Genomic DNA, 23,572 nt, shown 5'->3' on the forward strand with positions numbered 1-23,572 from the left:
ATCCATTCCCTGCACGGCAAGGAGCCCCGTATTGCCACGCCCTCGGCGCCTCACCGGCTATCAGCCGCGACACCGGGCCCAGCCCAAGCGCCGTCGGGGACGCATCGCGATCGCCGCGGCCCTCGTCCTGGTGCTCGGCGCCGTCGTCGTCGTCGGGAGCTACGTGGCCAACCTTGCCGGGACGTTCAATTCCCGGAGCAACACGATTGCCTCTGCCTTTCCCAGCGAACGCCCCGACAAGGACATCGACGACGGCTCCCGGAACATCCTGCTCCTCGGATCCGACAGCCGCGGTGACGGGCTCGACACGGAGGAGAACAAGGGCGAGGCCGGGGAACGCTCCGACACGATGATGCTCGTCCACCTGCCGGAGGACCGGCGGAACGTCTACGTCATGTCGATCGTGCGCGATCTCTGGGTCGAGGTTCCCGGGCACGGGGAGCGCAAGATCAACGCCGCGCTCAGCCTCGGGGGATACCCCTTGGTGATCGAGACCATGGAGCACCTGCTCGACACCAAGATCGACAACATCGTCTCGATCGACTTCGAGGGGTTCGGCGCGCTGACGGAGGCGCTGGGCGGCGTGACCGTGGACAACCCGGTTCCCTTCTGCGCGGGCCAGGTCAATCCGTCGTGCTTCGAAGCCGGCGAGATCACGCTCGAGGGGACCGCCGCGCTGCGCTACGTGCGCGAGCGGAAGTCCTTCGCCGACGGCGACTTCCACCGCGTGCAGAACCAGCAGCGCTTCGTCAAGGGCGTCCTGGAGCGCTTCCTCAACGCGGAGACCCTGGGGAACCCGGCCCGCATCCAGGACGTGGTCTCCGAGTTCTCGGGCTTCCTCAGCGTTGACGACACCCTGGATGCCGCCACGCTCGCCGGGCTGGCCTTCCAGCTGCGCGACGTCCGCGCAAGCGACGTCACGATGTTTACGATTCCGACGGGACCACCTGCCACCGTGCCTGGGGGAGCGGACATCATCACGCGCGACGACGCCGTGCTCGCCGAACTCCGCAGGGCCCTCCGCACGGACACCCTCGCTGACTTCCTGGCCTCGGGCCACGGACGGAACGCCTTCGGCGGATCGATAACCGACGAGCCGACGGACGGCTCGTCGACGGGATCCGAGGATGCCGACGACGGTATCGGCGGCTGAACGGCATGCGCGTCCTCTTGATGACACACTCTTACGACCCCGAGTCCACACCACCGCAGCGGCGTTGGAGCGGGTTCATCCGTGCGTTCCGCCGCCATGGATGGGACGTTGACGTCGTGGTTCCGATGCCGCATCCCGACCGGTGTGCTCGGGGGGCCGCGGACAATGGCGGGCTCGTGGCGTGGCGTCGCGCTCCGGGCAGGTATGGGGAGTCTGTGCGCCGCGTGCCACTCCTCAGGCACCGGGAGTCCCGCGCCAGCAAGCTGCTGAGCAACGTGGCTGGTGCGCTCGTCATGGTTCCCGCCGGCCTCGCCGGGCCCCGGCCCGACCTTGTCGTCGTCACGATCCCGGCACTGCCGACGATCCTTGCCGGCTTCCTCGTCTCGAGACTCCGACGACGCCCCCTCGTCGTGGAGATGCGCGACGCCTGGCCGGACCTCGCCGTCGAATCCGGTGCGGCGCCCGGCGCCGTGACGGGCGCATTCCACGCGGTCCTGACATGGTTTCAGCGAAGGGCCGCCGTGGTGGTGACGGTCACCGACGGGTTCGGCGACGTGCTCGCCGGACGCGGCATCCAGGCCGTCTCCATTCCCAATGGCGTGCGGCCCTCGTCCCTGCCGCATGTCCCGGCGCACGAATTCGGTCCCGGGCCCCTCAAAGTCCTCTACCTCGGCAACCACGGGGAGAGCCAGGGACTGGACCGGATCGTCCGCGCGGCCGCACTCGCCGAGGGCTCGGTCCAGGTCAAATTCGTCGGAGAGGGGACCGAGAAGCAGTCCTTGCGGGCGCTGGCTGAGCGGCTCGACGCTCCCGTCGAGTTCCTGGAGCCTGTGCCCGCCGGCGCCGTCGGCGCCTGCTACGCCTGGGCGGACACATGTGTCGTGTCGCTTCGCCCCGACTGGCCGAGCTTCAAGTGGACCATCCCCTCGAAGACCTACGAGCTCATCGCGACGGGGCGCCATCTGACGTGCGTTGTCCAGGGCGAGGCGGAATCGGTGCTACGTGCCGCAGGCGTGGGGGATTTCGTGGACCCGGATCCAGCGGCCATCGCCGCGTTGTGGCGTGGATTGCTGGACGAGCCGGAACGGCTCCGGGTATCCGCCGACGGACGGGGCTGGGTGGCCAGGCACGCGGACATCGAATTGATCGCGGGCCTCTACATCAGAGTGCTTGAGCAGGTAGTCGCCGGGAAGAACGTCGTCAGGAGGCAAGGATGAACGTGGGACCACGGCTTCTGCGAGCCCAGTCGTTCAGGGTGCTCAAGCGGCTCGCGGGCAACCTCCTGATGACCGTGCGCACCGTCGTCGAGCACCTCTCGGATGACCCGGTCGTTCTGGTCCTCCAAGGGGGAAGGCGGTTCGGACATCCTGCGCTGAACTCCGCCGTGGGCTCCGTCGCCGGGTTCTTCCGGCGAGACGACTCCGTGTGTGGAGCAGTCCTCAAGGTCCTCGCGGGGGACGACGCCTCCGTCGCGGCCGCCTTGCGCCGAGCCGCCGGGTTCAGCCCCGCTCCGCGGCGCGCCTGCCGCCTGGCCGACGTTGCGATCGCGATCGGGGACGTCGAGGCGGCTGAACGGCTCCTGGAAGCCGTCCCTGTCGGAACCCCTGACGCCAGCGCGACGCGTGCCCGCCTACGCTGGCACATGGGCGACATGACCGGCGCGCTGGAAGCGCTCGAAGGCGCCACCGGCTCCGCCGGCACGCTGCGGAGCAGACTTGGTTCGGAGCTGCAGGTCTTTCGCGGGGCGCGAATCCAGCTGGAGCCCCGCCCGGGTTTCGTCGGCCGTCCACGGCGCGTCCTGCACGTCCTGATCAATTCCCTGCCGCACACCGGCAGCGGCTACGCCCAGCGGAGCCACTCGACACTGGTCGCCCTGAGGGATCAAGGATGGGACGTCCTCGCGGCAACCCGCGTGGGCTACCCGGTCCAGGTCGGACGCATCCTGGCTGCGGACCGCGACACCGTGGACGGCATCGAGTACCGGCGCCTTCTTCCGTGGCGCCTCGCGGACGGCATGGAGCAGCGTCTGCAGCAGCAGGCCACGATCCTCGCAGGGATCGTCGAGGAGTTCCGCCCATCAGTCCTCCACACCACGACGCACTTCGTCAACGCCGCCGTGGTGCGAGCCGTGGCGGAAGCGTACGGCATTCCCTGGGTCTACGAGGTCCGTGGACAGCTCGCCGACACATGGGCCTCGACCCGTCCAGTCGAGGCACGCGGCTCCGAACGCTACCGGCTCTTCCGCGAGCGGGAAGGCGACGCTGTCCGTTCGGCAGACGCCGTCGTGACCCTCGGGGCACAGATGCGGGACGAGGTCGCCCGACAGGGTGTGGATCGCGCGCGGATAACGATCTGTCCGAACGCCGTCGGCGAGGCCTTCCTCGCTGAACCGCAGACCGCCGAACGGGCACGGACGGCGCTCGGCCTCGACCCGGCGGGCGAGTACATCGGGACGGTCTCGAGCATCGTCGCCTACGAGGGCCTCGACGACCTCGTCGCGGCGTTTGCCGTCCTTGCGCGGGAGCGCCCGGCGCTCCGGCTCCTGATCGTCGGCGATGGCGAGGCGCTGCCACGCCTCAAACTGCAGGCGCGCGAGCTGGGGATCGCCGACCGTTGCCTGTTTCCCGGCCGCGTGCAGCGTGCGGATGCGCCCCTCTACCATCAGGCACTCGACGTCTTCGTCGTGCCCCGCAAGGACCTCGAAGTGACCCGCTCGGTGACCCCGCTCAAGCCCGTCGAGGCCTCCGCCTCTGGTCGCCCGGTCGTCGCCTCCGCCCTGCCCGCGCTGGGCGAGCTCGTCGATGAGGGAGTCACCGGACGGCTGTTCCCGGCCGAGGACGTCCAAGCGCTCGCGCGAATACTTGGTTCGCTGCTCGATGACGCCGGAGCGCGGACCGCGCTCGGAACGGCAGGCCGCTCCTGGGCGTTGGCGTCCCGCACGTGGGCCGCCAATGCCGAGCGATACGCCACGCTCTACGAGGCTCTCCCGGCGGCAGTCGACGGTGGGTAAGGTGCCCAGCCAATCGACACCCGGCCCCGGAGGCCGCCCCGTTCTACGAAAGGAAGCAACCGTGGCCACGCAGCCCGCCGCGACATCACAGGCACCGCAGCGCTCCGCGCCCGCGTCGGCGCTCGACCGGTTCCAGCCGGAGATCCAGGGGCTCAGGGCAGTCGCCGTCCTCCTCGTTGTGATCTACCACTTGTGGCCTAATCGCCTTCCCGGTGGATTCGTGGGCGTGGACGTCTTCTTCGTCATTTCCGGCTTCCTCATCACGGCCCACATCTACCGCGAAGTCCGTGATACCGGACACCTCAAGCTCGCGGCCTTCTGGGGCCGGCGCGTACGCCGCCTACTCCCGCTGGGTTTCCTGGTCCTCGCGGTTTCCGCGGCCATCGCCCTCGCGGTGATCCCGGCGACGGCCTGGGGCACCACCTTCCGGCAGATCATCGCCTCCGCACTCTACGTGCAGAACTGGGTGCTCGCCGCTGATGCGGTTGACTACTCCGCGATGGACGAGTCCGCGACAGTCGTGCAGCACTATTGGTCCCTCTCCGTCGAGGAACAGTTCTACATCGTCTGGCCGCTCCTGTTGACTGGTCTCCTGTTCCTCGTGTCCCGCCTGCGCCGCGGTACCGTGGTGGATTCGCGGCGCGTCCTGATCGTGGGTCTCACCGGCGTCGGCGTCGTGAGTTTCGCGTGGTCGATCGCGGCTACGGCGTACGACCCGGCGACGGCCTACTTCATCACACCGACCCGCATGTGGGAGTTCGTCGTCGGCGCTCTCGTGGCGCTCGTCTTCATGGGTCGCCAACTCGGTGGGCGACTCGGGAACCTCCTGGGATGGCTCGGTATCGCCATGCTCTTGACCTCCGGCCTGCTCTATTCGGCGTCCACGCCGTTCCCCGGCTATACGGCGCTGCTGCCCGTGCTCGGGACCGCGCTGGTCATGGTGGCCGGTGGGACCACACCGGTCACGGGGGTCCACTGGTGGCTCTCCGTCCGTCCGGCCCGCTTCATCGGCGATGTCAGTTACGGCATGTATCTGTGGCACTGGCCGTTCATCGTCGCCGCGCCGTTCCTCTTCGTCGACGGGTTTACCTGGCGGCACAAGCTCGGAATCCTCCTCCTGACGATCCTCGTCTCCTGGGCGTCGAAGGTCCTCATCGAGGACCCTTTCCGGATCCGTCCCTGGATCAAGACGCTGCCCCGCGCGTATGCGTTCGCCGCCACGGGGATGGCTGCGATCGTGGCCCTTTCGGCTTTCGCCCCTGGTGCGCTTCAGAACGCCCAGCGCGGTCCTGTGCTCTCCTCCGGTGACGAGTGCTATGGCTACGAGGCGCTCGCGGACGGATGCACGCCCATCGAAGGGGAGCTGGAGCCCTTCCCAGCCCCCGCCGAGGTCGCTGCCGCGGCACGCAACCCCCTCTTCCCGGGGTGCCAGGCCGAATCCGATGATCCCGAGGTCGTGAGCTGCGAACTTGGTGTGCCCGTCTCCGAAGCCGAGGCGGTGATCGCCGTCGTCGGAGACTCGCACGCCACCGCGTGGCTCCCGACGCTCGAAGTCCTGGCCCAGCGGAACTCTTGGTCCATCAGGACCTACACACGTTCCGCGTGCACGCCGTCGACCGCGGACCGCGTGATGGAGGGCGGCAACACCGCGACGCGGCGCTTGGCTGAGCTGTGTACCGAGAAGAACCGTGAGGTAGCGAATATCATTGCCGGCGATGCCGCGGTCGATGCCGTCTTCACGGCTGCCTCCGCCGTGACCCGGCCGTATGAGGACGCTGCCGGTGCCGGAATGGAGGATCCGCAGGTGGAGGGCTTCACCACCATGTGGCAACGCTGGATCGACACCGGCAAGCACGTCGTGGCCATCGATGAGATTCCGCGCATGGCCAACCGCGATGTGCCCGAGTGCGTCGAGACGCATCGCGACGAGCTGGCCGCCTGCACGGTGGCCAGGAAGGACGCCTTCCCCCAGACGGCCAACATCGCCCGTGCGGCCGAGTCCATGTCGGCCTCCGGATTCCATGAGGTCGACATGACGAACGGATTCTGCGACGACACCACGTGCTACCCCGTCGTAGGGACCCTGATCACCTACTACGACAAGTCCCACGTGTCGGTCGAGTATGCCCGTTCCCTTGCACCGCTCATGGAGAAACAGCTCGAAGGAACGGGGCTCCTCAAGGACTGAGCCATCATTTCCCGAGCCCATGCCTCCCCGGCGGGAATCCGGTGTGTGCCACGGCGCATAATGCGGTGGGGAACAGCTGGCCATGTCTATACTGGACGTTGTTTTGCGTGAACGGCCGTGAGGGCCCGGCGCACGGATGCCCGGGCATGCCGAGATGAGGGTGGATCCGCGAGGACGCCATCGAGAACCGAGTCAAAGGAAGTCTTCATGACGGAGATCAAGAACGTCGCCGTAATCGGCCTGGGCTATATCGGCCTGCCGACCGCCGCCATTTTGGCAACGAACGGCGTGGACGTCGTCGGCGTGGACGTCAACCCTAAGACGGTCGAAGCCGTGGGGCGGGGCGAAGTCCCCTTCGTCGAACCCGATCTGGGTGGGCACGTTGCCAAGGCCGTCGCCGAGGGGCGCCTGCGCGCCTCGCTGGAGACCCCCGTCGCAGACGCCTACATCGTGGCGGTTCCGACGCCGTTCAACGCCGACAAGACGGCCGACTTGTCCTACATCGAGGCCGCCGGAACCAACATCGCGCCGCAGTTGCGCGGTGGCGAGCTCATCATTCTCGAGTCGACCTCCCCCCCCGGTGCCACGCAGCACCTCGCCGACCACATCCTCGCCTTGCGCCCCGACCTGTCGCTCGACAATCTTCTCGTGGCCCACTGTCCGGAGCGCGTGCTGCCCGGCCGCGTCATGATCGAACTGGTCACCAACGACCGCATCGTCGGCGGCATCACGCGTGAAGCGGCGGAGGCCGCGCGCGACCTCTACCAGACCTTCTGCCAGGGCGAGATCCTGCTCACGGATGCCACCACGGCGGAAATGGCCAAGCTCGTCGAGAACTCCTTCCGCGATGTCAACATCGCCTTTGCGAACGAGCTGTCCGTCATCAGCGACAAGCTCGGCATCAATGTCTGGGAACTCATCGAACTCGCGAACCACCACCCCCGAGTGAACATCCTGCAGCCCGGTCCCGGGGTCGGCGGCCACTGCATCGCCGTCGACCCGTGGTTCATCGTCTCCAGCGCGCCCGAGGAGTCCAAGCTCATTCGGCAGGCCCGGGAGACAAACGACGCCAAGCCGGAGTGGGTCCTGGACCAGGTGGGCAAGGCCCTCGACGGCGCCGATGCCAACTCCACCGTGGCGGTACTGGGGCTGGCCTTCAAGGCCAACATCGACGACCTGCGAGAGTCGCCGGCGATCTCGATCACCCAGCGGCTCTCTGAGCGCTTCGCCACAGCGGACTTCAAGGTCGCCGAGCCGCACATCCACGAACTCCCGGCGTCCCTCGCCGGCCGTGGAAATGTCGAGTTGGCGGAGACCCACGCGGCGATCGCCGGGGCCGACGTCGTCCTGCTCCTCGTCGACCACCAGCAGTTCAAGGCCATTCACGCCGACGAACTGGCAGGCAAGGGAGTCATCGATACCCGGGGCATGTGGCGCTAAGCTGGAGTAGCCAGGCGAGGGCGGCCGGGGGGAATGAACCCCCGAGTCCGCCCTCGCGTCTTCAGCTCGGAGGTACGACTTGACCCCTGGACCGGCCCCGGGCGGCATCATGCTCATCTCGACCGCCTACCCGTCGAGTGACGATCCCTACAGGAACGCGTTCCTCCACACCCGCGTCGCGGGCTACCGGAGCCGCGGAACCGACGTCCAGGTGTGCGTCGTCGACCCGTCCGCCGAAGTATCGAGCCGCCATCAACATGACGGAGTAGACGTCCTGACCGGCCCGCCAGAGGCCGTTGCGGAGCTGATCGAAGACCGCGACCCGCGGACGGTGCTGATCCACTTCGTCTCGCCCGGCTGGTTCGCCCGGATCCGGCCGGCCCTTGCGGGGCGTCGCGTCCTGATCTGGCTGCACGGATTCGAAGCCGAGGCCTGGTACCGCCGCTGGTTCAACGTCGTGGACGATGCCTCGGCCCTCCGCTCACTCGTCGCCCGTCGAACCAGGGCATTCGCCGCACGCCGCGCGTTCTTCCAGGAACTGTCCGCGGACGACGGACTCGATGTCGCGTTCGTGACGGTCTCGCACTACTTCCGGTCCCACGTCGTGGCCGTGGACGCAGGCGTTCCCCTGAACCTGTGCGCCGTCATTCCCAATCCGATCGACTCGGAACTCTATACGGCGGGGGCCAAGCCCCCGGAGCATCGCACCCGTGTCCTGACGATCCGCCCCTTCACCTCCGCGGCCTACGGCAACGACCTCATGGTCGAAGCCGTCCACGACGTCGCCACGGGGGAGGGGGGGAGCAGGTTTCGTTTCACCATCATCGGCGACGGCCCGCTCTTCGAGGACACGCTGGCCCCGCTGCAGGGCCTCGAGAACGTCGACATCCGGCGGGGCTTCCTCGATCCCCGCCAGATCGCGGACGAGCACCGCAAGCACGGAGTGTTTCTCGCCCCCGGACGCATCGACAGCCAGGGCGTCTCGCGGTGCGAGGCCATGTCCTCGGGGCTGGTTCCGATGGCCAACGCCGTGGCCGCCGTTCCGGAGTTCGTCGAGCACGGATCCAGCGGCTGGCTGGCGCCACCCGAGGACTGGCGGGGCCTGGCCCGGGGACTGCGTGCCGTCGCGGACGATCCGGAGCTCTTCGCCAGAATGTCGATGGCTGCGTCCGAGCGCGTCCGGTCCCAGTGTGCTGCCCGTGATACGATCCCGGCCGAACTCGGCCTCCTCTTGTCCCCGGCGGGTGCCCGCGAGGCGGTGGCCGAACTGGCCGCGGGAGAAGCCCCGGCAGCGCCCGACGTCGATCCCGCGGCCGATATCGAGGCGGAGTTTGCCCGCGCCCTCTCAGCGATTGCCGCCCGAGACGTCGAACGCGAGCGGCGCATTCGCCATCTGGGACATCGTCTCGAGAAGTCCCAGGACCGCATCGAGGCGTTCCAGGGAAGCCACGGGAGGGCGCTGGAGCGGATCGCGGCTCTCGAGGGGCAGCTTCGGCGCATCCAAGAGCGGGCGCTCCACACCGACGCCGAACTGCAAAGGCTCCGCGGGCGGCCGTTGAACCGCGCTACGGCGCGCCTGTCCCGGGTGCTGCGTCTTGTCCGGCGTCGCTAGGAGCCGTCGCGCAACTCGCGATAGGCGTCGGTGAAGACGCGGACGACCGTGTCCCACGAGCGTTCCCTCGCGACCCAGTCGCGGCCCGCTGCGCCGAGGCTGGTCCTCAGGGCCTCGTCGTCGAGCAGCCGCTCGATCGCCGAAGCCAGGGCGGTCACGTCTCCCGAGGGGAAGGACAGCGCCCTCTCGTGGTCGCCTGCGATCTCGAGCAATGGCGGCACGTCGCTGACGACGACCGCCTTACCCATGGCCAGGGCTTCGAAGGGCTTGAGCGGTGTGACGACGTCCGTCGCAGGAGTCGAGTGCCGCGGGTAGACCATGATCTGCATGGCGGAGTACCGGTCGCGGACCTGATCGTGGGGAATCCGCCCGGTCAGCTGTGCGATGTCGCCGAGCTTCAAGCGAGCGGCAGTCGACTTCAGCGCCGGCAGCGCGAGGCCGTCGCCCACCACGACGACCTCGAAGTCGTCGCGGCGGCGACGCAAGAGGTCCGCCGCGGCCAGCAGGTCGCCAAGCCCTTCATAGTCGACGATCGAACCGATGTAGCCGATGACGGTCCGCGCGCCGCGGTGCTCGGCCTTGGCGGCGGCGGTGTCGGTGAACGTCGAGATGTCCACCGCGTTGGGGGCCAGGTCGATCTTGCCCCGGTCCGCCCCGCGCGAGGCCAGAACGTCGATCATCGCCGTGTTCATCGTGATGATCTTGTCCGCCGCGTCGGCCGCAGTGCGCTCGAAGAACGTGGCGAACGCGGAACGGGAGTTCAAAGCGCCGGCCTCTTCGCGTGCCTCGTAGACGAGTTCCCACAGCCCCGAGACCTCGTACACGGTCCGCAGCCCGAGCTCGCGGGCCGCGATCAGCGCCGGAACGGCGATGAGGAAGGTCGAACGGACGTGGACCGCCGTGGCCCCTTGGCGGCGGAGTTCCTCCTTGTACGCGTCCACGCACGCGAGCATGTAGCGCGCCTCGCCCGCTTCGCGCGGGATCACGGGCGCCAGACGCCCGTAGACGATCCCGTCGACCTCATCGGCCGATGGCCTGGCCGTCGCGTCCGCGCCTCCCGGTGGGTCCACCGGGAATCCCGGGCGCGTGACGGGTCGGATGTCGGTGCCTTGGGCGTGCAGCGCCTTGAAGATCCCGTGTGCGCGGATGGCGTAGCCACCTGATTGTTGCGGGGAGGAGGCGTGCAGGAAGCAGACGGTCGTTTCCGGCCGGCCTTCAGGCGCCCCGCCGGCCGTCCGCTCACAGCTCGCTCCCAGACGGTCCAGCAGGGCCGCGGACGCCACGGCCTCGGCCAGCACCCAGCGGCTGTTCAGGTCCGGGTCCTCCGGAGCCGCGGCGAGGACGCCTGCGAAGTCGTTGGCCTGGAACAGGCGGCGCAGACGCAGCTGATCGGAGAACTGCGTGCGTCCGATGTGCTCCGCGCTGGCGACGAGCTCCGGGATCTCGCTGAGTGGACGCTCGAGCAGGAGCGACTCCAGCTGCGCCGCCGCGGTTTCGCCACGGCTCCCCGGTGCGGCCCGCCACAGCCTTTCTGCGATGGTCGCGGCGACCGAGACGGCGTCGGGCAGCCGCTTGACGTCGCGCCGGATCCAGTCGTGGACGGGGCGCAGGGTGTCCGGAAGCAACGGGTTCTCTTGGACATAGTGCTGCAGGTCACGTCCGATCACGGACGCGGCCCCGATGTGCCGCAGCGCCGAGGAGAGGTCGATGAACCTCTGGCGGTAGTCCACGCCGCTTGCGAGATCCCTTGCGGTCACCAGGCGCCCGAACTCCCCGACACCGAGCCACGTGGCCGGGTTGAGCCGCCACAACTCGTGTCCGACTCCGCTGAGTTGAGAGGCGGACGGCGGCTCCGGATGCCGGCCCGGATTGCTGGACAGGGCGACGGCCACGCACGGGAGCCCGAGCGCGCCGGCGAGCCACAGCGCGTCGATTTCGGCACGTCCGTCGGCTTCCACCAACACGACATCCCGAGCGGACGTGCCAGGCAGCTCCAGGCAGGCCGACAACAGCGCGTCCCGGTCGCCTGCCACGGCTCGTAGGCGTTCCGCAACGGGGCGGATCGAGTCAATGCGGGGAGCCGCCTCGACGAAGCGTTGAGTCGCGGTCAACCGCCCAGAGGACCCGGGCAGCACGATCCACCGTACGCCCTTTCCGAGTCCGAAGGCGTCGGTCCCGGGATCCATGCGCGCCTTGCGGCGGATGCCTTCGAGGACGCTGCGTTCGTCTTCGGGAAGGACGTCCAGGCGAACCCGGCCCACGACGCGGGCCGCCTCTGTTCCCGCTCCAAGCCGTGCCGTGAGGCGGGCGATCGCGGCGGCGTCCTCCACGGGGCAGAGTGCGTTGGCGATCCGCAGCTGGGCCCGCAGCGCCGCCGCGTCGGCCGGCGCGAGCCGTACAGGCGCCTGCACGATCCCCTCGAGGAGGCGCGGGCCGAGCCGCGACTCGCCCAGCCGCTGCTCATCGAGTCCGGACGCACTCTCGAGGAGGCTGGTCAGCGTATGGCTCGACACGTGATCAGCCCTCCCGGCGTTCGGTTTCGGTTTCCACCGCGGCCCAGAACTCCAGGACGTCGGGATCGGACCATTCGTGGTCGCCGTACATCCGCCCCAGGCGGGCGACGACTGCCATGGCCTCGTCGCGGTGTTCGTCCTTGACCAATCGGAGCTTGGAGAGGAACCAGTCCCTGAAGAAGGGTTCGAGTCGCGTGGCGCGGTACTCGGCGTCGAGGCCGATGTCGAAGAGCCACCGGGAACGCGCTTCCTCCAAGGGAAGGTACTTCTCGAAGAAGCCGACGGAGACCGAATTGACCGTCGAATTGGCCACCGCGCTGTAGTAGGTGTGGATCGTGCGGTTGAAGACCTTGATCTTCCGTGCGTAGTAGAGCATCTGCTGGAAAAAGAAGGAATCCTGTCCGACGGCGCCGACGGGCTGCTCCAGGCCCAGTGGACGGAGCCAGGCGGTTCTGGCGACGGCTGCTTGGATGCTCATGGTGCGGAAATCCAGGGCGGGAAGTGAGGAACGATCCGGGAAGTGGAAGCCGTCCTCCTCACGCAGATACTTGCGCAGATAGTTGGAGTAGTTGGCGATGCGGTGGCTCTCCCGCCAGATGGACATGTTGCCGATCGCGAAGTCGGCGTCGTTGTCCTGGAGGGAGTCCCACAGGATCGCGTATCCGTCTTCGACGGCCTCGTTGTCCGGATCCAGGTAGGTCACGAACGGTGCCGTAGCCAGTTCGAGGCCCTTGTTTCGAGGCCGGGAGGCACTCCCCGAACCACCGGGCGGGAAACGGTGGACCTTGACGTTCGAGAACGAATCGGCCAGTTCCTGCAAGGTGGCGACGGTGGCCGCCTCGGTTGATCCGTCGTCGACGAGGATGATCTCCATGGCGTCGAACATCGACGAGCGACGCAGGCTGGCGAAGCACTTGTGGCGCAAGTGGCCGCCGTTGTTGTAGACCGGGACGACCACGGACAGCTGAGCCGGGCGGGCAGGTATCGTGCGCACGCGGACGGTGGGCCGACCACGCGGCGCGAAGCCGAAGGCGTCGGTCGAATAGACGGTCCCGTCCTCAAGTAACGCACGCCCGGCGGGGCCGCGCCAGCGGGCGGTTCCGGCGGTTTCGCGGACCCGGTCCGCGAACCGGTGGCTCGCCGCGTCCTCCTCGGCCAAGGTACCGGGGAGCTTTTGAACCACGTCGGCGTCTGCGTACTTGAAGGCGTTCACGAGGTCCTTGACATACTCCGCCCCGTAGCTGAACGCGGGATCGACCTCAAGGACGATGTCGGCTTCGGAGCGCTGCTCGTCGTATTGGGCACGGTCCTGCACACGGACTTCGCCAACGGTCTGAGCCGCGAACTCTTCGCGGAGGGCATCGTCGGGCGTGGGGGCCACGACATCGACGGTGAGGCCGGGCCGGGGTGCCGCCAATCCCGCTGTCTCAAGGATCTTGTCGAGCCTGTACAGGGAGAGCTCCGTGTCGAACACGGACCGGATGCCAGCGGCCTGGACTTCCCGGAGCTCTTCGAAGGATAGGGTATCGAGCATGTCCCTCACGTCGCGGACGGAATTCGCAATGTGGATCTGCGGGAAGCGGGAGTTGAGGCCCTGGTTGTAGCTCGATACGACGAGCGTTCCCGCCGCCTGGAGTTCGACCGCACGGTTGGCGTACATCGACTGGCTGGCCATGACGGAATTGAGATTGACGGCGACGTCGGAGACCCGTTGCAGGTCGAGCAGGAAGTCGTGCCCGACCGCGTCATTGATGTACGGCGAGTAACGGAGCGGGAAGTCGTACTTGCCGTTCTCGATCGCCGAGTTCCGGTTGAAGATGGTCAGGCTGTATCCGTTCGCAGCAGCGAGACCGTCGAGGATTCGCGTCCCCCACTTGGCGCGGCCAGCGTACTTGCCCGTGAACCAGGATCCAGCGAAGAAGGCCGCGTTGGAGGGGGCGGTTCGGCTACCGATGGGGGAATGGAAGCGGGGGTTGACGCCGAACGGGAGGACGTCATAGCCTGCCGCGCCCGGGCAGTCCCGCTGGTAGCGGGGGATCATTTCCACGGCGCTCGTGAACACGAAGTCGCAATGCGCCGCCAAGGGGGCGAAGCGCCGATAGTTGGGCGGGTCCTCCTTGGAGTAGTAGACGACGGGGATGCCCGCCGCGCGGTAGAGCGGGATGATCCGCTCCAGCAGGGTGGCCCTGACGTCGGAGTTTCCCCCCAGGCCCACCCAGGATGCGTTGTCGAGCCCCCGCCACGTGCTGACAACGAGCAAGAGTTCGAGCGATTCCCGGTGTTCCTCGTAGTTCTCCGGGGTGATCGCGACGAAGTCGGCCAGGCCCTCGAAGCTCTTGTAGAGAAACAGGTCCGCAATGATCCCGATCCGCGTGGCATGCGGTCGATACGCTCGGCCCGAGGAGGTCGGTGGCAGTTGTTCGACGAGCGCGGTCAGGTGCGGCATGGCGTCGCTTGGCTCGTTCTCCTGGACCGCTTGGCGGTACAGGTTGTTCTGGCGCGACTGCGCGACGGCGATCGCCAGTCGTTCGCCCGGCAGTTCCGCGGCCGAGCCGTAGGTCTCGATCAGGGCCCGGTCGCGCACGGATCCGGTCACGAGCTCCTCGATGCGCTTGGCCAGAAGCTGGCGTTCGGTCGACGTGGGGTAGAGACGGGTCATTACTTGCGGATTCCCAGCTTGCGGGCCATCCGGCCAGCGAGACGGCGCACCTTACGGTAGGCCGCCCGGCCCTCTGCCTTGACCAGGTTCTTCGCCGAGGCAGGTCTCTTCCCCGCCCGCCCCGGGAGGGCGGTCAGGACGCGTGCGGCGAAATAGGTGGCCACGCCACGGTGGCGCAGCAGTTCCTCCAAGACGACGATCCGACTGAGTTGGGCCTCCTGCTTGCGGTAGGCAGCCAGCAGCTCCTTCCTCAGCTCCGCGCGTTGGCGGACTTCCTCGACCAGCAGCCGACTGAGTTCTTCAGGGCTGGAGGTGGGGGAGACGTTGTCTTGCTCTGTCACGTGTGGTCCTGTCTTCGTAGCGCCGACGCCGGTTCTTGCCTCTAGTTGCCGAACTCGTCGATCCGTTGCCCCACGCCCAGGAGCTCGGCGATCGCGGCAACGGTGCGCTGGGCGGCCCGTCCGTCTCCGTAGGGGTTGACCGCGTTGGCCATGGCGTTGAAGTGGGCATCGTCGTGCAGCAGGCGCCCCACTTCGCCTACGATCCGCTCCTCATCGGTGCCGATCAACAGGACGGTGCCGGCCGTAACCGCTTCCGGTCGCTCCGTGTTCTCACGCATGACCAGGACGGGCTTGCCGAGGCTTGGGGCCTCCTCTTGCACTCCGCCCGAGTCCGTGAGGACCACGTGGGCCAACGAGAGCATGCGCGTGAACTCGCCGTAGGCGAGCGGTTCGGTCACGATGACGTTTCCGGCGCCCTCGAGAGCGGGCAGGACGGCCTCGCGGACGACGGGGTTCTTGTGCGCGGGGAGGACGATCGTCAGATCCGGCTCGGAGGCGGCGATCCGTGCGAGCGCGCGTCCCACGCCCTGCATGGCCCCCCCCTGGTTCTCCCGGCGGTGCGTCGTGACGAGGAGGATCCGGCGTCCGCTGGCCGCGAGCTCTTCGAGCTGCGGGTCGCTGAAGGGCACCTTCTTGCCGACCGTGGTCAGGAGCGCGTCGATGACCGTATTGCCGGTGACGACGATGTCCTCTTCGGCCGTGTTCTCCGTGAGGAGGTTCTGCTTGCTCACGCCCGTCGGGGCCAAATGGAGGGCCGAGACCTGCGAGGTGATCTTGCGGTTGGCCTCCTCCGGGAACGGCGAGAGGATGTTGAAGCTCCGGAGGCCCGCCTCGGCATGGACGACGGGGATGCCGTGATAGAAGGCTGCGATGGCTCCGGCGGTCGACGTCGTCGTGTCGCCCTGAACGATCACGGCCGCTGGTCGGTTCTCCTTGAAGATCTCGTCGAGTCCGTCGATGGTCCGCGTCATGATGCCGCTGAGGCTCTGGTTGGGTCGCATGATCTGCAGGTCGATGTCCGGGACGATGTCGAAAAGGTCATTAACCTGGTCGAGCATCTCGCGGTGCTGCCCGGTCACCACGACGGTGCAGTCAAAGAGGTCGGAATTCTCGAGCTCCTTCACGATCGGGGCCATCTTGATCGCCTCGGGACGTGTGCCATAGATCGGCATGATGACAGGTCGCATAGTGCAGTGGGTTCCCTTGTTCGCGGATATCTGGGCCACTCTATCAAGGCTCTCGGTGAATCAGCCGAGGCGTGCCGCGGTTCCACGACGCCCACCCGTATGATGGACGCTTGTGAGTATTCCCCGTGGGAAAGCGATGGCTTCATGACAGACCCAGCACCCGAATCGGAGGCGCAGCCGCCCGCTCCCCGGACGGTGGTCGTGAAGGAGGGATCCCTGCGTCGGGTCGGGGCCCGCCTGCCGTTCTTCCAGTACGTCGCCGAAGTGTGGAAGTACCGGCACTTCATTCTGTACGACGCCCGGTCCAGAGTTCAGTCGGCCAACAACAACGACCAGCTGGGCCGCCTGTGGACGGTGCTGAACCCCATCCTCAATGGCCTGAGCTACTTCCTGATCTTCGGGATCCTGCTGCAGACGAGCCGCGGCATCGAGAACTTCATCGGCTACCTCGTCATCGGCGTGTTCACCTACCAGCTGACGGCCCGCACGGTGAACTCCGGTTCCCGTTCGATAGCCCGGAACCGGACCATGATCCGCGCGTTCACGTTCCCGCGCGCCACGTTGACGATCGCCACGGCCGCCCGGGAGGCCATCGCCTTCCTTCCCGTGCTCGCGACGATGTTCTTCCTGGTCCTTGTCTTCCCGCCTGTGGAAAAGATCACGTGGCTGTGGCTGCTCGTCGTGCCGATCTACGTATTGCAGACGCTTTTCAACATGGGGTTGGCCCTCATCCTCGCAAGGTGGGTCGCGCTGTCGAGCGACATCTCCAACATCATCAGCTTCTCACTGCGCATCTGGATGTACATGTCCGGAGTCTTCTACTCCTTCGACCGATACGTCGAACACCCCTGGCTCGTACAGATCCTTCAGTTCAATCCCCTCCATCAGGCGATGCACATGGTGCGTGAGTCGGTCCTCTATGAGCGCTTCCCGGCAGCCGACTCGTGGATGATCCTCGGTGGATGGGCGGTCCTGACGATGTTGGTGGGCAGCATCTATTTCTGGAAGGCGGAAGAGCGCTATGGCCGAGACTAACGATGTTATCGAAGGTGCAGAGGACGAGCACGACGTACCAGCCGCCGTCATCCGTTCTGCCGAGCCCGCCGTGGTCCTGGACAACGTCTCGATGACCTACGCGGTGCAGTCCAACGCGGACCGCGCAGATCTGCCGGTGGGTCGGCGTGACAAGATCGCGGGCGCCCTGACGCGGAAGAAGCCCAAGGTCAAGGTGCAGGCCCTCAAGCCCATCACCCTTGATTTCTACCATGGCGAGTCCGTGGGGATCATCGGCAGGAATGGTTCCGGAAAGAGCACGCTCAGCAAGATCATCAGCGGGCAGATCGCCCCGACCGGAGGTCAGGTCCTGGCCAGTTCGACGCCGATCATGCTCGGCGTCAACGCCGCTTTGATCGGGGACCTCTCAGGTGATCAAAACGTCTACCTGGGATGTCTGGCCATGGGAATGAGCCGCGCGGAGATCCGCGAACGCTTCGACGACATCGTCGAGCTCTCCGGGCTCGACGACGCCATCTACCTCCCCATGAACACCTATTCCTCCGGGATGTCCTCAAGACTGCGCTTCGCGATCGCTGCGGCCATCGATCCGGAAATCATCGTGATCGACGAGGCCCTGAATACCGGCGACGCACAGTTCAAGGACCGCACCAAGGCCCGCATGGACGAGTTGCGGGGGAACGCCGGTCTCGTGTTCCTCGTGAGCCACAACCTGGGCACGATCAAGTCCATCTGCACGCGAGTGATCTGGCTCGACAAGGGCGAACTTCTGATGGACGGCGACACCGAGACCGTGCTGGCCGCCTACAGAAAGTACGTCTGGAATCTGGCACGACAGCGAGAGGGCAGGCTCGCTGAACTCCGGGAAATGGCCCTGGCCACTTTGCCGAAGGTCAGCCTGGAACGTCGCTGAGCACCGCGTCGCTGAGCGCCGGCCAGGCCTCGGCCGCCCACGGACCGAAGTCACGATCGGCCAGCGCCACGCACGCGAGCCCGGCCGCGGGGTCGACCCAGAGGAAGGTCCCCGACTGGCCGAAGTGGCCGAACGTGGCGGGAGAGTTCCGCGAGCCCGTCCAGTGCGGCGTCTTCTCCGCCTTGAGCTCGAAGCCGAGGCCCCAGTCGTTCCGGGCCTGCCGGCCGAAGCCCGGCAGGACGCCGGCCGTCCCCGGGTACTGCACGCTCGTGGCCTCCGCCAGCGTCTGCGGCGCCACGAGCGTGGGGGACTGGAGCTCGGCGGCGAAGCGCAGCAGGTCATCCACCGTCGAGACGCCGTCGGCGGCCGCGGAACCCCGGAGGGCGGAGGACGCCATCCCGAGCGGCTCGAACACGGCCTCGGCCAGGTACTGCGCGAATCCGATCCCGGTGGCCTCCTCGACGGCGGCGGCGAGGGCGTCGAAGCCCGTGTTGGAGTACAGCCGCCGGGCGCCGGGGGCGAAGCGGACGGTCTCGGAGGCGAAGTCGTAGCCGCCCGTGTGGGCCATCAGGTGCCGCACGCTCGCCCCCTCGGGACCGGCCGGCGTCGCGTACTCGAGAGCGCCCTCCTCGACGGCCACGAGCACGGCGTAGGAGCTCAGGAGCTTGGTGACGGAGGCCAGCCGGAACGGCTCGGTGGTGGGCCCGCGGCGGGCCAGGACGGTCCCGTCCGCGGCGACGACGCCGGCCGCGGCGTGGTCCACGGGCCAGCCGTCGATGAGGTTCAGCGCGTCCATGTCTTCCCTTCGTAGTGGCGGGCCAGGCGGGCGTAGCCCTCCTCGATGCCGATCCGCGGCGCCCAGTCCAGGACCTCGCGCGTCGTGCGCTGGTCGAACCAGTGTGCCGTGGAGAGCTGTTCCGCGAGGAAGCGCGTCATCGGCGGCTCGTCGCGCACCCAGCCCCGGGACCCCGCCGCATCCCAGACGCGTTCGATGACGGAGCCCGCGCCGCGGGCGAGCCAGCCGGGCACGCTGCGCACGGGCACGGGAACACCGCCGGCCCGGCAGATCTCGGCGATGAGCTCGCCGACCGGACGGGGCTCCCCGTTGGTCAGGACGAGGGCACGCCCGTGGGCGGCGTCCAGGCGGTCGAGGCAGCGCACGATCCCGTCGACCGCGTTGTCCAGGTAGCTCGTGTCGATGAGCGCCCGCCCGCCGTCCAGCAGCGGCAACCGGCCCGCCGCGGCCCGGGCGAGGACCCGCTCCACGAGCTGGGTGTCGCCGGGTCCCCAGACGATGTGCGGCCGGATCGCCGCGACGCGGAAGCCGCCGGAATCGGCGGCCAGGGCCAGTTGCTCGGCGGCGGCCTTGGAGCGTGCGTAGTTCCCCCGGGCCCGTTCCGGATCCGCCGGTCCGGCCCCGCCGCCGGCGATGGAGTGCCCCGCATGGGCGACCGAGGGCGAGGAGACGAACACCATGCCCGAGGCACCCGCGTCGCGGGCCGCGGCCAGGAGCGTGCGCGTGCCCTCGATGTTGATCCGCCGGTATTCGTCCCACGGCCCGGAGACGGAGACCCTGGCCGCGAGGTGGACGACGGCCTCCTGCCCGGAGACCGCCCGGGCGACGGCGCGCGGGTCCTCGAGCGATCCGAGGACCTCGGCGGGGCCGTCGAGTCCCGCCGGCCGGCGCTGGAACACCGTGACGTCGTCGCCCCGGTCGGCAAGGACGCGCGCCACCGAGCCTCCGAGCAGCCCGCTGGCTCCGGTGACGAGGACCCTCACGGCGTGCCGATCCCGCCGCCGCCGAGGGCCTTCCCGCTCCACGCGGCGAGCGCCGTGCGGTCGATCTTGGAGTTGTGGCGGATGTCGGTCGGCAGCGAGGGCACGGCGAGCACGGCGGCAAGCTCGAGCCCGGTACCGTTCGCGACCGCGGCGCGGACGCTGCGGGTGAGGTCACCCGGCGCCAATCCAGGCCGGGGGGCGGGCGGCGTCGTCTCGACGACGGCGACGGGCACCTGGGCGCCCGCCGGTCCCACCCCGACGACGGCGGCGCGAGCCACCTCCGGCACCGCTTCCGCGTGCTGCTCGGCGGCGACGGGGGTCCGGACCCCGGAGGCGGTCGTGAGGACGTGTCCGAGGCGTCCCTCGATCCAGAGCCGTCCCTCGGCGTCGAGGTGCCCGACGTCGCCCGTGCGGTGCCAGCCCGGCAGGGACGAGGCGGCCAGCTCGGTGTGCCAGAGCCGGTCGTAGCGCTCCTTGACGTGCGGGGCCGCGACGAGGACCTCGCCCGTGGTCCCGGGAACGGTGGTTGATTCCCCGGTGGCGCGCCCGGCGTCGTCGAGTCCCGCGACCGCGACCGCGACGCCGGGGAGGGGCCGGCCGACGCAGACGCCGTTGCCCTGGCCGGCGGCCCGGATGCCGGCGAGGTCGATGTCGGTGACGGGCAGGGCCTCCGTCATGCCGTACGGCGTGTGGAGCGCCGCCGCGGGCACAAGCGGCTGCAGCCGCGCCAGGAGCGGCTCGGGGATCGGGGCCCCGGCGGAGAGGAGCAGGCGGACCCGGCCGAGCGCCTCCCGGCCGGCCGCGTCGAGGCCGTCGGCGGTGGCCTGGACATTGGCCAGCGCGGCGGGAGAGGCGAAGACGATCGTCGCGTCGATGGCCGCGGCGGCCTCGGCCAGGGCCGAGGCCGTGAGGGTACGCGGAGCGGTGACGTCCATGTCGGGGGTCACCGACGTGGCCCCCAGCGCGGGGCCGAGGAGGGCGAAGGGGGCGAAGCCGGCGACGAGTCCCTCGCCCTCGCGGATCCCGTAGCCGTCCTTGAGCGTGTCCCGCATGGCGGCGAGCCGGCGGTGCGTGTAGACGACGCCCTTGGCCGGTCCCGTGGAGCCCGAGGTGAACAGCACGGCCGCGTCCGCGTCCGGGGCGGGAACGTCGAAGTCGAGTCTGCCGCTGGCGGACTCCTCCCGCGCTCCGGACTCGAGGAGCTCACCGAGCGTGTGCTCGATCCCGAGCAGGCGGCGCTTGGCGGACGAAGGGCTCCCGAGCCCGATCCGGCGGCCGGGCCAGCCGAGGGCCCGTGCGCCGGCCAGGGCGCGGTCGATGCCGACGAGGTAGGCGGGGCCGGCACCCGTGATCGCGCGGCCGAGGCCCCGTGTCCCCAGGCCCGCGTCGGCCACGACGATGACGGCGCCGAGCCTCAGGCAGGCGTAGATGAGGCTCGTCAGCTCGATCCCGGGCGGGACGAGGAGGCTGACGCGGTCGCCGGGCCGGACGCCGGCGGCGCGCAGTCCAGCGGCTAGATGGTCCACGCGGCGGACCAGGCCGGCCCAGTCGAGGGACACGGGGCCCTCGGGAGTCATGTCGACGACGGCGGTGCCCGCCTCCGAGCGCCGGGCGTCGAGCTCCGCGGTCATCGGGACGTAGTCCGGGACGACGCCGGGGCCCCCCGGTGCCGCGGGAGCCGGGGCGGAGACCGCCAGCCACTCGAACACGGGCGTGCCGAGGTCCCGGTCCTCGATCAGCAGGTGGCCGGCGCCCTCGAAGCGGTGGACGTCGGCGTGCGGGAGGCGGTCCATGAGGTCGCGGAGGTAGCGGTCGGAAAAGACCGGGTCGCGGGGGCCCCAGAGGAGCAGGGCCGGCACGTCGAGCGAGCGCACGCCCCCGGCGATCTCCTCGAGGGCCGCCCAGCTGGGATGGCCCGGCGCCGCCGGGATGTCGGAGACGAAACGTCCGACCCCCTCGCGGCGTGCCGCCGTGCGGTAGGGGGCCAGGTAGGCGCGCCGAACCGCCGGTTCGAGCCGCGGGCTGGCCAGGGCATGCGTGACGTCGAGGAACGCGGTGCTCGTTGTGGTGCCCCAGCGGTGCAGCGCCGGATGCAGGGCGGGACGGAGGACCGCCGGCACGTCGTAGCCCGCCGGGTGCACGGCCGTGTTGGTCAGGACGACGCCGGCCAGCTGCTCCCGGTGGCGCAGGGCCCAACCGAGCGAGACGAGGCCGCCCCAGTCGTGCCCGGCGGTGACGACGGGCCCCTCGAGTCCCAGCGCGGCGGTGAGGTCGGAGAGGTCGGCGACGCGGTCGGCCAGGCGCCGGAAGGCCCCGGTGCGCTCGGAGAACCCCATGTCGAGCTGGTCGACGGCCACGACGCGCCAGGGCCGGGCGGCGTCGGTGCCGGCGGCGAGGAGGGAACGCCACAGGTAGGACCACGTGGGATTGCCGTGGACGCACAAGAGCGTGCCGGCAGGCTCGACGCCCCGTGCGCGCAGTTGCTCGAGGTTATCGAGCACGTGCCAGCGGTGCGAGCGCCCGCCCGCCGGGCCGCCGGAAGCCGCCGCGGTGGAGGGGACCTCGACGATCCGGGACCAGGCAGGATCGACGCCGGGCCAGGGGCCGGCCGTGGGCGCTGCTACCACGCGAGCTCCATCATGGCCGTGTTGAGGCCGGAGCCGACGCCCATGCACAGCACGCGGTCGCCGGGGTTCAGCGTGCCCGCCTCCTGGGCGAGGGTCATCGGGAGCGAGGCCGGGCCGACGTTGCCCCACTTGGGGAACGTGATCGGCACGCGCTCGCGGACGAGGTCCACGGCCTTGATGATGGCGTTGGTGTAGGAATTGGAGACCTGGTGCGTGACGTAGCGGTCCATGCCGCGCCAATCCCAGCCCGTCGAGTGCGCCTCGTTCCACGCGTCCACGACGAGCTCGAGGCCGTTGTCCAGGAGCCCCTTGGTGTCCGTGTGCATGCCGTCGGGACCGCCCACGCACAGCTCGTGGTGCTGCGTTCCGGCGCGCGAGACGCCGCCGAGGATGCGGTGTGATCCGGGATGGTCGTCCGCCGGGCCGATCACCGCGGCGGCCGCCCCGGAACCGAGGGTCAGGGTCGCGAACTCGCGCAGGTAGTCCTCGCGCGTGGAATCATTCCGGTTGAGGCGGTCGAACGTCGGTTCCTGGGCGATCCGCGAGTCCTCGCCGGCGACGATGAGGGCGTAGCCGATCTGACCGGAGTCGATCATGTTCGCGGCGAGCGTCATGCCGTTGACGAAGCCCAGGCACGCGTTGGCCAGGTCGAAGTTGAGGGCGGAGGAGGGGAGCCCGAGGCCGTTGTGGATCTTCACGGCCACGGAGGGTTCGAGGTTCCGCCGCGTCACCGAGGTGTTGATCAGCAGCCCGACCTGGGAGGCCTCCACCCCGGCCTCGGCGAGGGCCTTGGCGCCCGCCTCGGTCGCCGCGTCGTCGAAGCCGGTCCCCGCGGGCCACCAGCGGCGCTCGCTCACGCCCGCGACCCGCTCGAGCAGGCGCTTGGACAGGCGGAGGCGCTTCAGGCTGGGTTCGAGCCGACGGTCGAACTCCGCGGACGTGACCACCACCGGCGCCTCGACGCTGGTGACGGACAGGATCGCCGCGTTCTGGTGCCGGAACGTCGCATTTCCGCTCAATCTCTACCTTCGTCCAGTCGATTCATCCGGAGCGCTAGCTGCGCCCCGCCGTCTTTCACCACGCCTCAACCCTTAACTATGCACGTCCGACGCGCCTGCCCGCACATTCCCCGGCAG

The 23,572-nt window shown here is 69.0% G+C and carries 16 protein-coding genes; 8 read left to right on the top strand and 8 right to left on the bottom strand.

Translation table 11 applies throughout. From position 1 onward, the window contains the following. Window positions 1-31 precede the first annotated feature (31 nt). The 6 genes from ACQ3I4_RS04385 (at window position 32) to ACQ3I4_RS04410 (ending at window position 9,403) form a co-directional block, all read left to right on the top strand. Entirely contained in the window at window positions 32-1,153 is a 1,122-nt protein-coding gene (locus tag ACQ3I4_RS04385; protein ID WP_430632915.1) for an LCP family protein, read from the top strand. A 20-nt stretch (window positions 1,154-1,173) separates the two neighbouring features. Continuing rightward, window positions 1,174-2,370 (top strand): glycosyltransferase family 4 protein, encoded by a 1,197-nt coding sequence (locus ACQ3I4_RS04390; RefSeq protein WP_430632961.1) that lies wholly within the window; start codon window positions 1,174-1,176, stop codon window positions 2,368-2,370. A gap of 2 nt (window positions 2,371-2,372) precedes the next feature. After that, the gene (locus ACQ3I4_RS04395) at window positions 2,373-4,163 is read left to right on the top strand and encodes a glycosyltransferase family 4 protein (protein ID WP_430632916.1); all 1,791 of its coding nucleotides are present in this window, start codon (window positions 2,373-2,375) and stop codon (window positions 4,161-4,163) included. 61 nt (window positions 4,164-4,224) lie between these two features. Further along, the gene (locus ACQ3I4_RS04400) at window positions 4,225-6,351 is read left to right on the top strand and encodes an acyltransferase family protein (RefSeq protein ID WP_430632917.1); all 2,127 of its coding nucleotides are present in this window, start codon (window positions 4,225-4,227) and stop codon (window positions 6,349-6,351) included. Between the two features lie 207 nt (window positions 6,352-6,558). Then, window positions 6,559-7,791, top strand: coding sequence for a UDP-N-acetyl-D-mannosamine dehydrogenase (gene wecC / locus ACQ3I4_RS04405; protein ID WP_430632918.1), 1,233 nt, complete (start codon window positions 6,559-6,561; stop codon window positions 7,789-7,791). Window positions 7,792-7,870: 79 nt separating this feature from the next. Then, entirely contained in the window at window positions 7,871-9,403 is a 1,533-nt protein-coding gene (locus tag ACQ3I4_RS04410; protein WP_430632919.1) for a glycosyltransferase, read from the top strand. On the opposite strand, the gene ACQ3I4_RS04415 is transcribed toward ACQ3I4_RS04410, so the two are convergent. Genes ACQ3I4_RS04415 through wecB form a run of 4 tightly spaced genes read right to left on the bottom strand, consistent with a single transcriptional unit; the run spans window position 9,400 to window position 16,088 of the window. Then, window positions 9,400-11,916: a glycosyltransferase family 4 protein gene (locus tag ACQ3I4_RS04415; RefSeq protein ID WP_430632920.1), complete on the bottom strand. Its 2,517-nt coding sequence runs from the start codon at window positions 11,914-11,916 to the stop codon at window positions 9,400-9,402. The two genes, ACQ3I4_RS04410 and ACQ3I4_RS04415, sit on opposite strands and share 4 nt — an antisense overlap. Window positions 11,917-11,920: 4 nt before the next feature. Continuing rightward, a complete protein-coding gene (locus tag ACQ3I4_RS04420) occupies window positions 11,921-14,575 on the bottom strand; it encodes a glycosyltransferase (RefSeq protein WP_430632921.1) in 2,655 nt (884 codons plus the stop codon). After that, window positions 14,575-14,916: a hypothetical protein gene (locus ACQ3I4_RS04425; RefSeq protein WP_430632922.1), complete on the bottom strand. Its 342-nt coding sequence runs from the start codon at window positions 14,914-14,916 to the stop codon at window positions 14,575-14,577. The genes ACQ3I4_RS04420 and ACQ3I4_RS04425 overlap by 1 nt, the downstream gene beginning before the upstream one ends. Window positions 14,917-14,957: 41 nt before the next feature. Then, window positions 14,958-16,088: a non-hydrolyzing UDP-N-acetylglucosamine 2-epimerase gene (gene wecB / locus ACQ3I4_RS04430; protein WP_430632923.1), complete on the bottom strand. Its 1,131-nt coding sequence runs from the start codon at window positions 16,086-16,088 to the stop codon at window positions 14,958-14,960. Window positions 16,089-16,247: 159 nt separating this feature from the next. On the opposite strand from wecB, the gene ACQ3I4_RS04435 reads away from it, so the two are divergent. Beyond that, window positions 16,248-17,138: an ABC transporter permease gene (locus ACQ3I4_RS04435; RefSeq protein ID WP_430632924.1), complete on the top strand. Its 891-nt coding sequence runs from the start codon at window positions 16,248-16,250 to the stop codon at window positions 17,136-17,138. Further along, entirely contained in the window at window positions 17,125-18,030 is a 906-nt protein-coding gene (locus ACQ3I4_RS04440) for an ABC transporter ATP-binding protein (RefSeq protein WP_430632925.1), read from the top strand. The genes ACQ3I4_RS04435 and ACQ3I4_RS04440 overlap by 14 nt, the downstream gene beginning before the upstream one ends. Here ACQ3I4_RS04440 and ACQ3I4_RS04445 read toward each other — a convergent pair. The 4 genes from ACQ3I4_RS04445 to ACQ3I4_RS04460 are packed head-to-tail and all read right to left on the bottom strand — an operon-like array spanning window position 18,011 to window position 23,455. Further along, a complete protein-coding gene (locus tag ACQ3I4_RS04445; RefSeq protein WP_430632926.1) occupies window positions 18,011-18,826 on the bottom strand; it encodes a serine hydrolase domain-containing protein in 816 nt (271 codons plus the stop codon). The genes ACQ3I4_RS04440 and ACQ3I4_RS04445 overlap by 20 nt on opposite strands. Continuing rightward, window positions 18,814-19,809 (bottom strand): NAD-dependent epimerase/dehydratase family protein, encoded by a 996-nt coding sequence (locus ACQ3I4_RS04450; RefSeq protein WP_430632927.1) that lies wholly within the window; start codon window positions 19,807-19,809, stop codon window positions 18,814-18,816. The genes ACQ3I4_RS04445 and ACQ3I4_RS04450 overlap by 13 nt, the downstream gene beginning before the upstream one ends. Continuing rightward, entirely contained in the window at window positions 19,806-22,436 is a 2,631-nt protein-coding gene (locus tag ACQ3I4_RS04455; RefSeq protein ID WP_430632928.1) for an alpha/beta fold hydrolase, read from the bottom strand. Before ACQ3I4_RS04455 ends, ACQ3I4_RS04450 begins: the two co-directional genes overlap by 4 nt. Further along, window positions 22,430-23,455, bottom strand: coding sequence for a 3-oxoacyl-ACP synthase III (locus ACQ3I4_RS04460; protein WP_329860803.1), 1,026 nt, complete (start codon window positions 23,453-23,455; stop codon window positions 22,430-22,432). Before ACQ3I4_RS04460 ends, ACQ3I4_RS04455 begins: the two co-directional genes overlap by 7 nt. Window positions 23,456-23,572 lie beyond the last annotated feature (117 nt).

The organism is Zafaria sp. Z1313 (assembly GCF_050563205.1).
Classification (GTDB): domain Bacteria; phylum Actinomycetota; class Actinomycetes; order Actinomycetales; family Micrococcaceae; genus JAZDCJ01.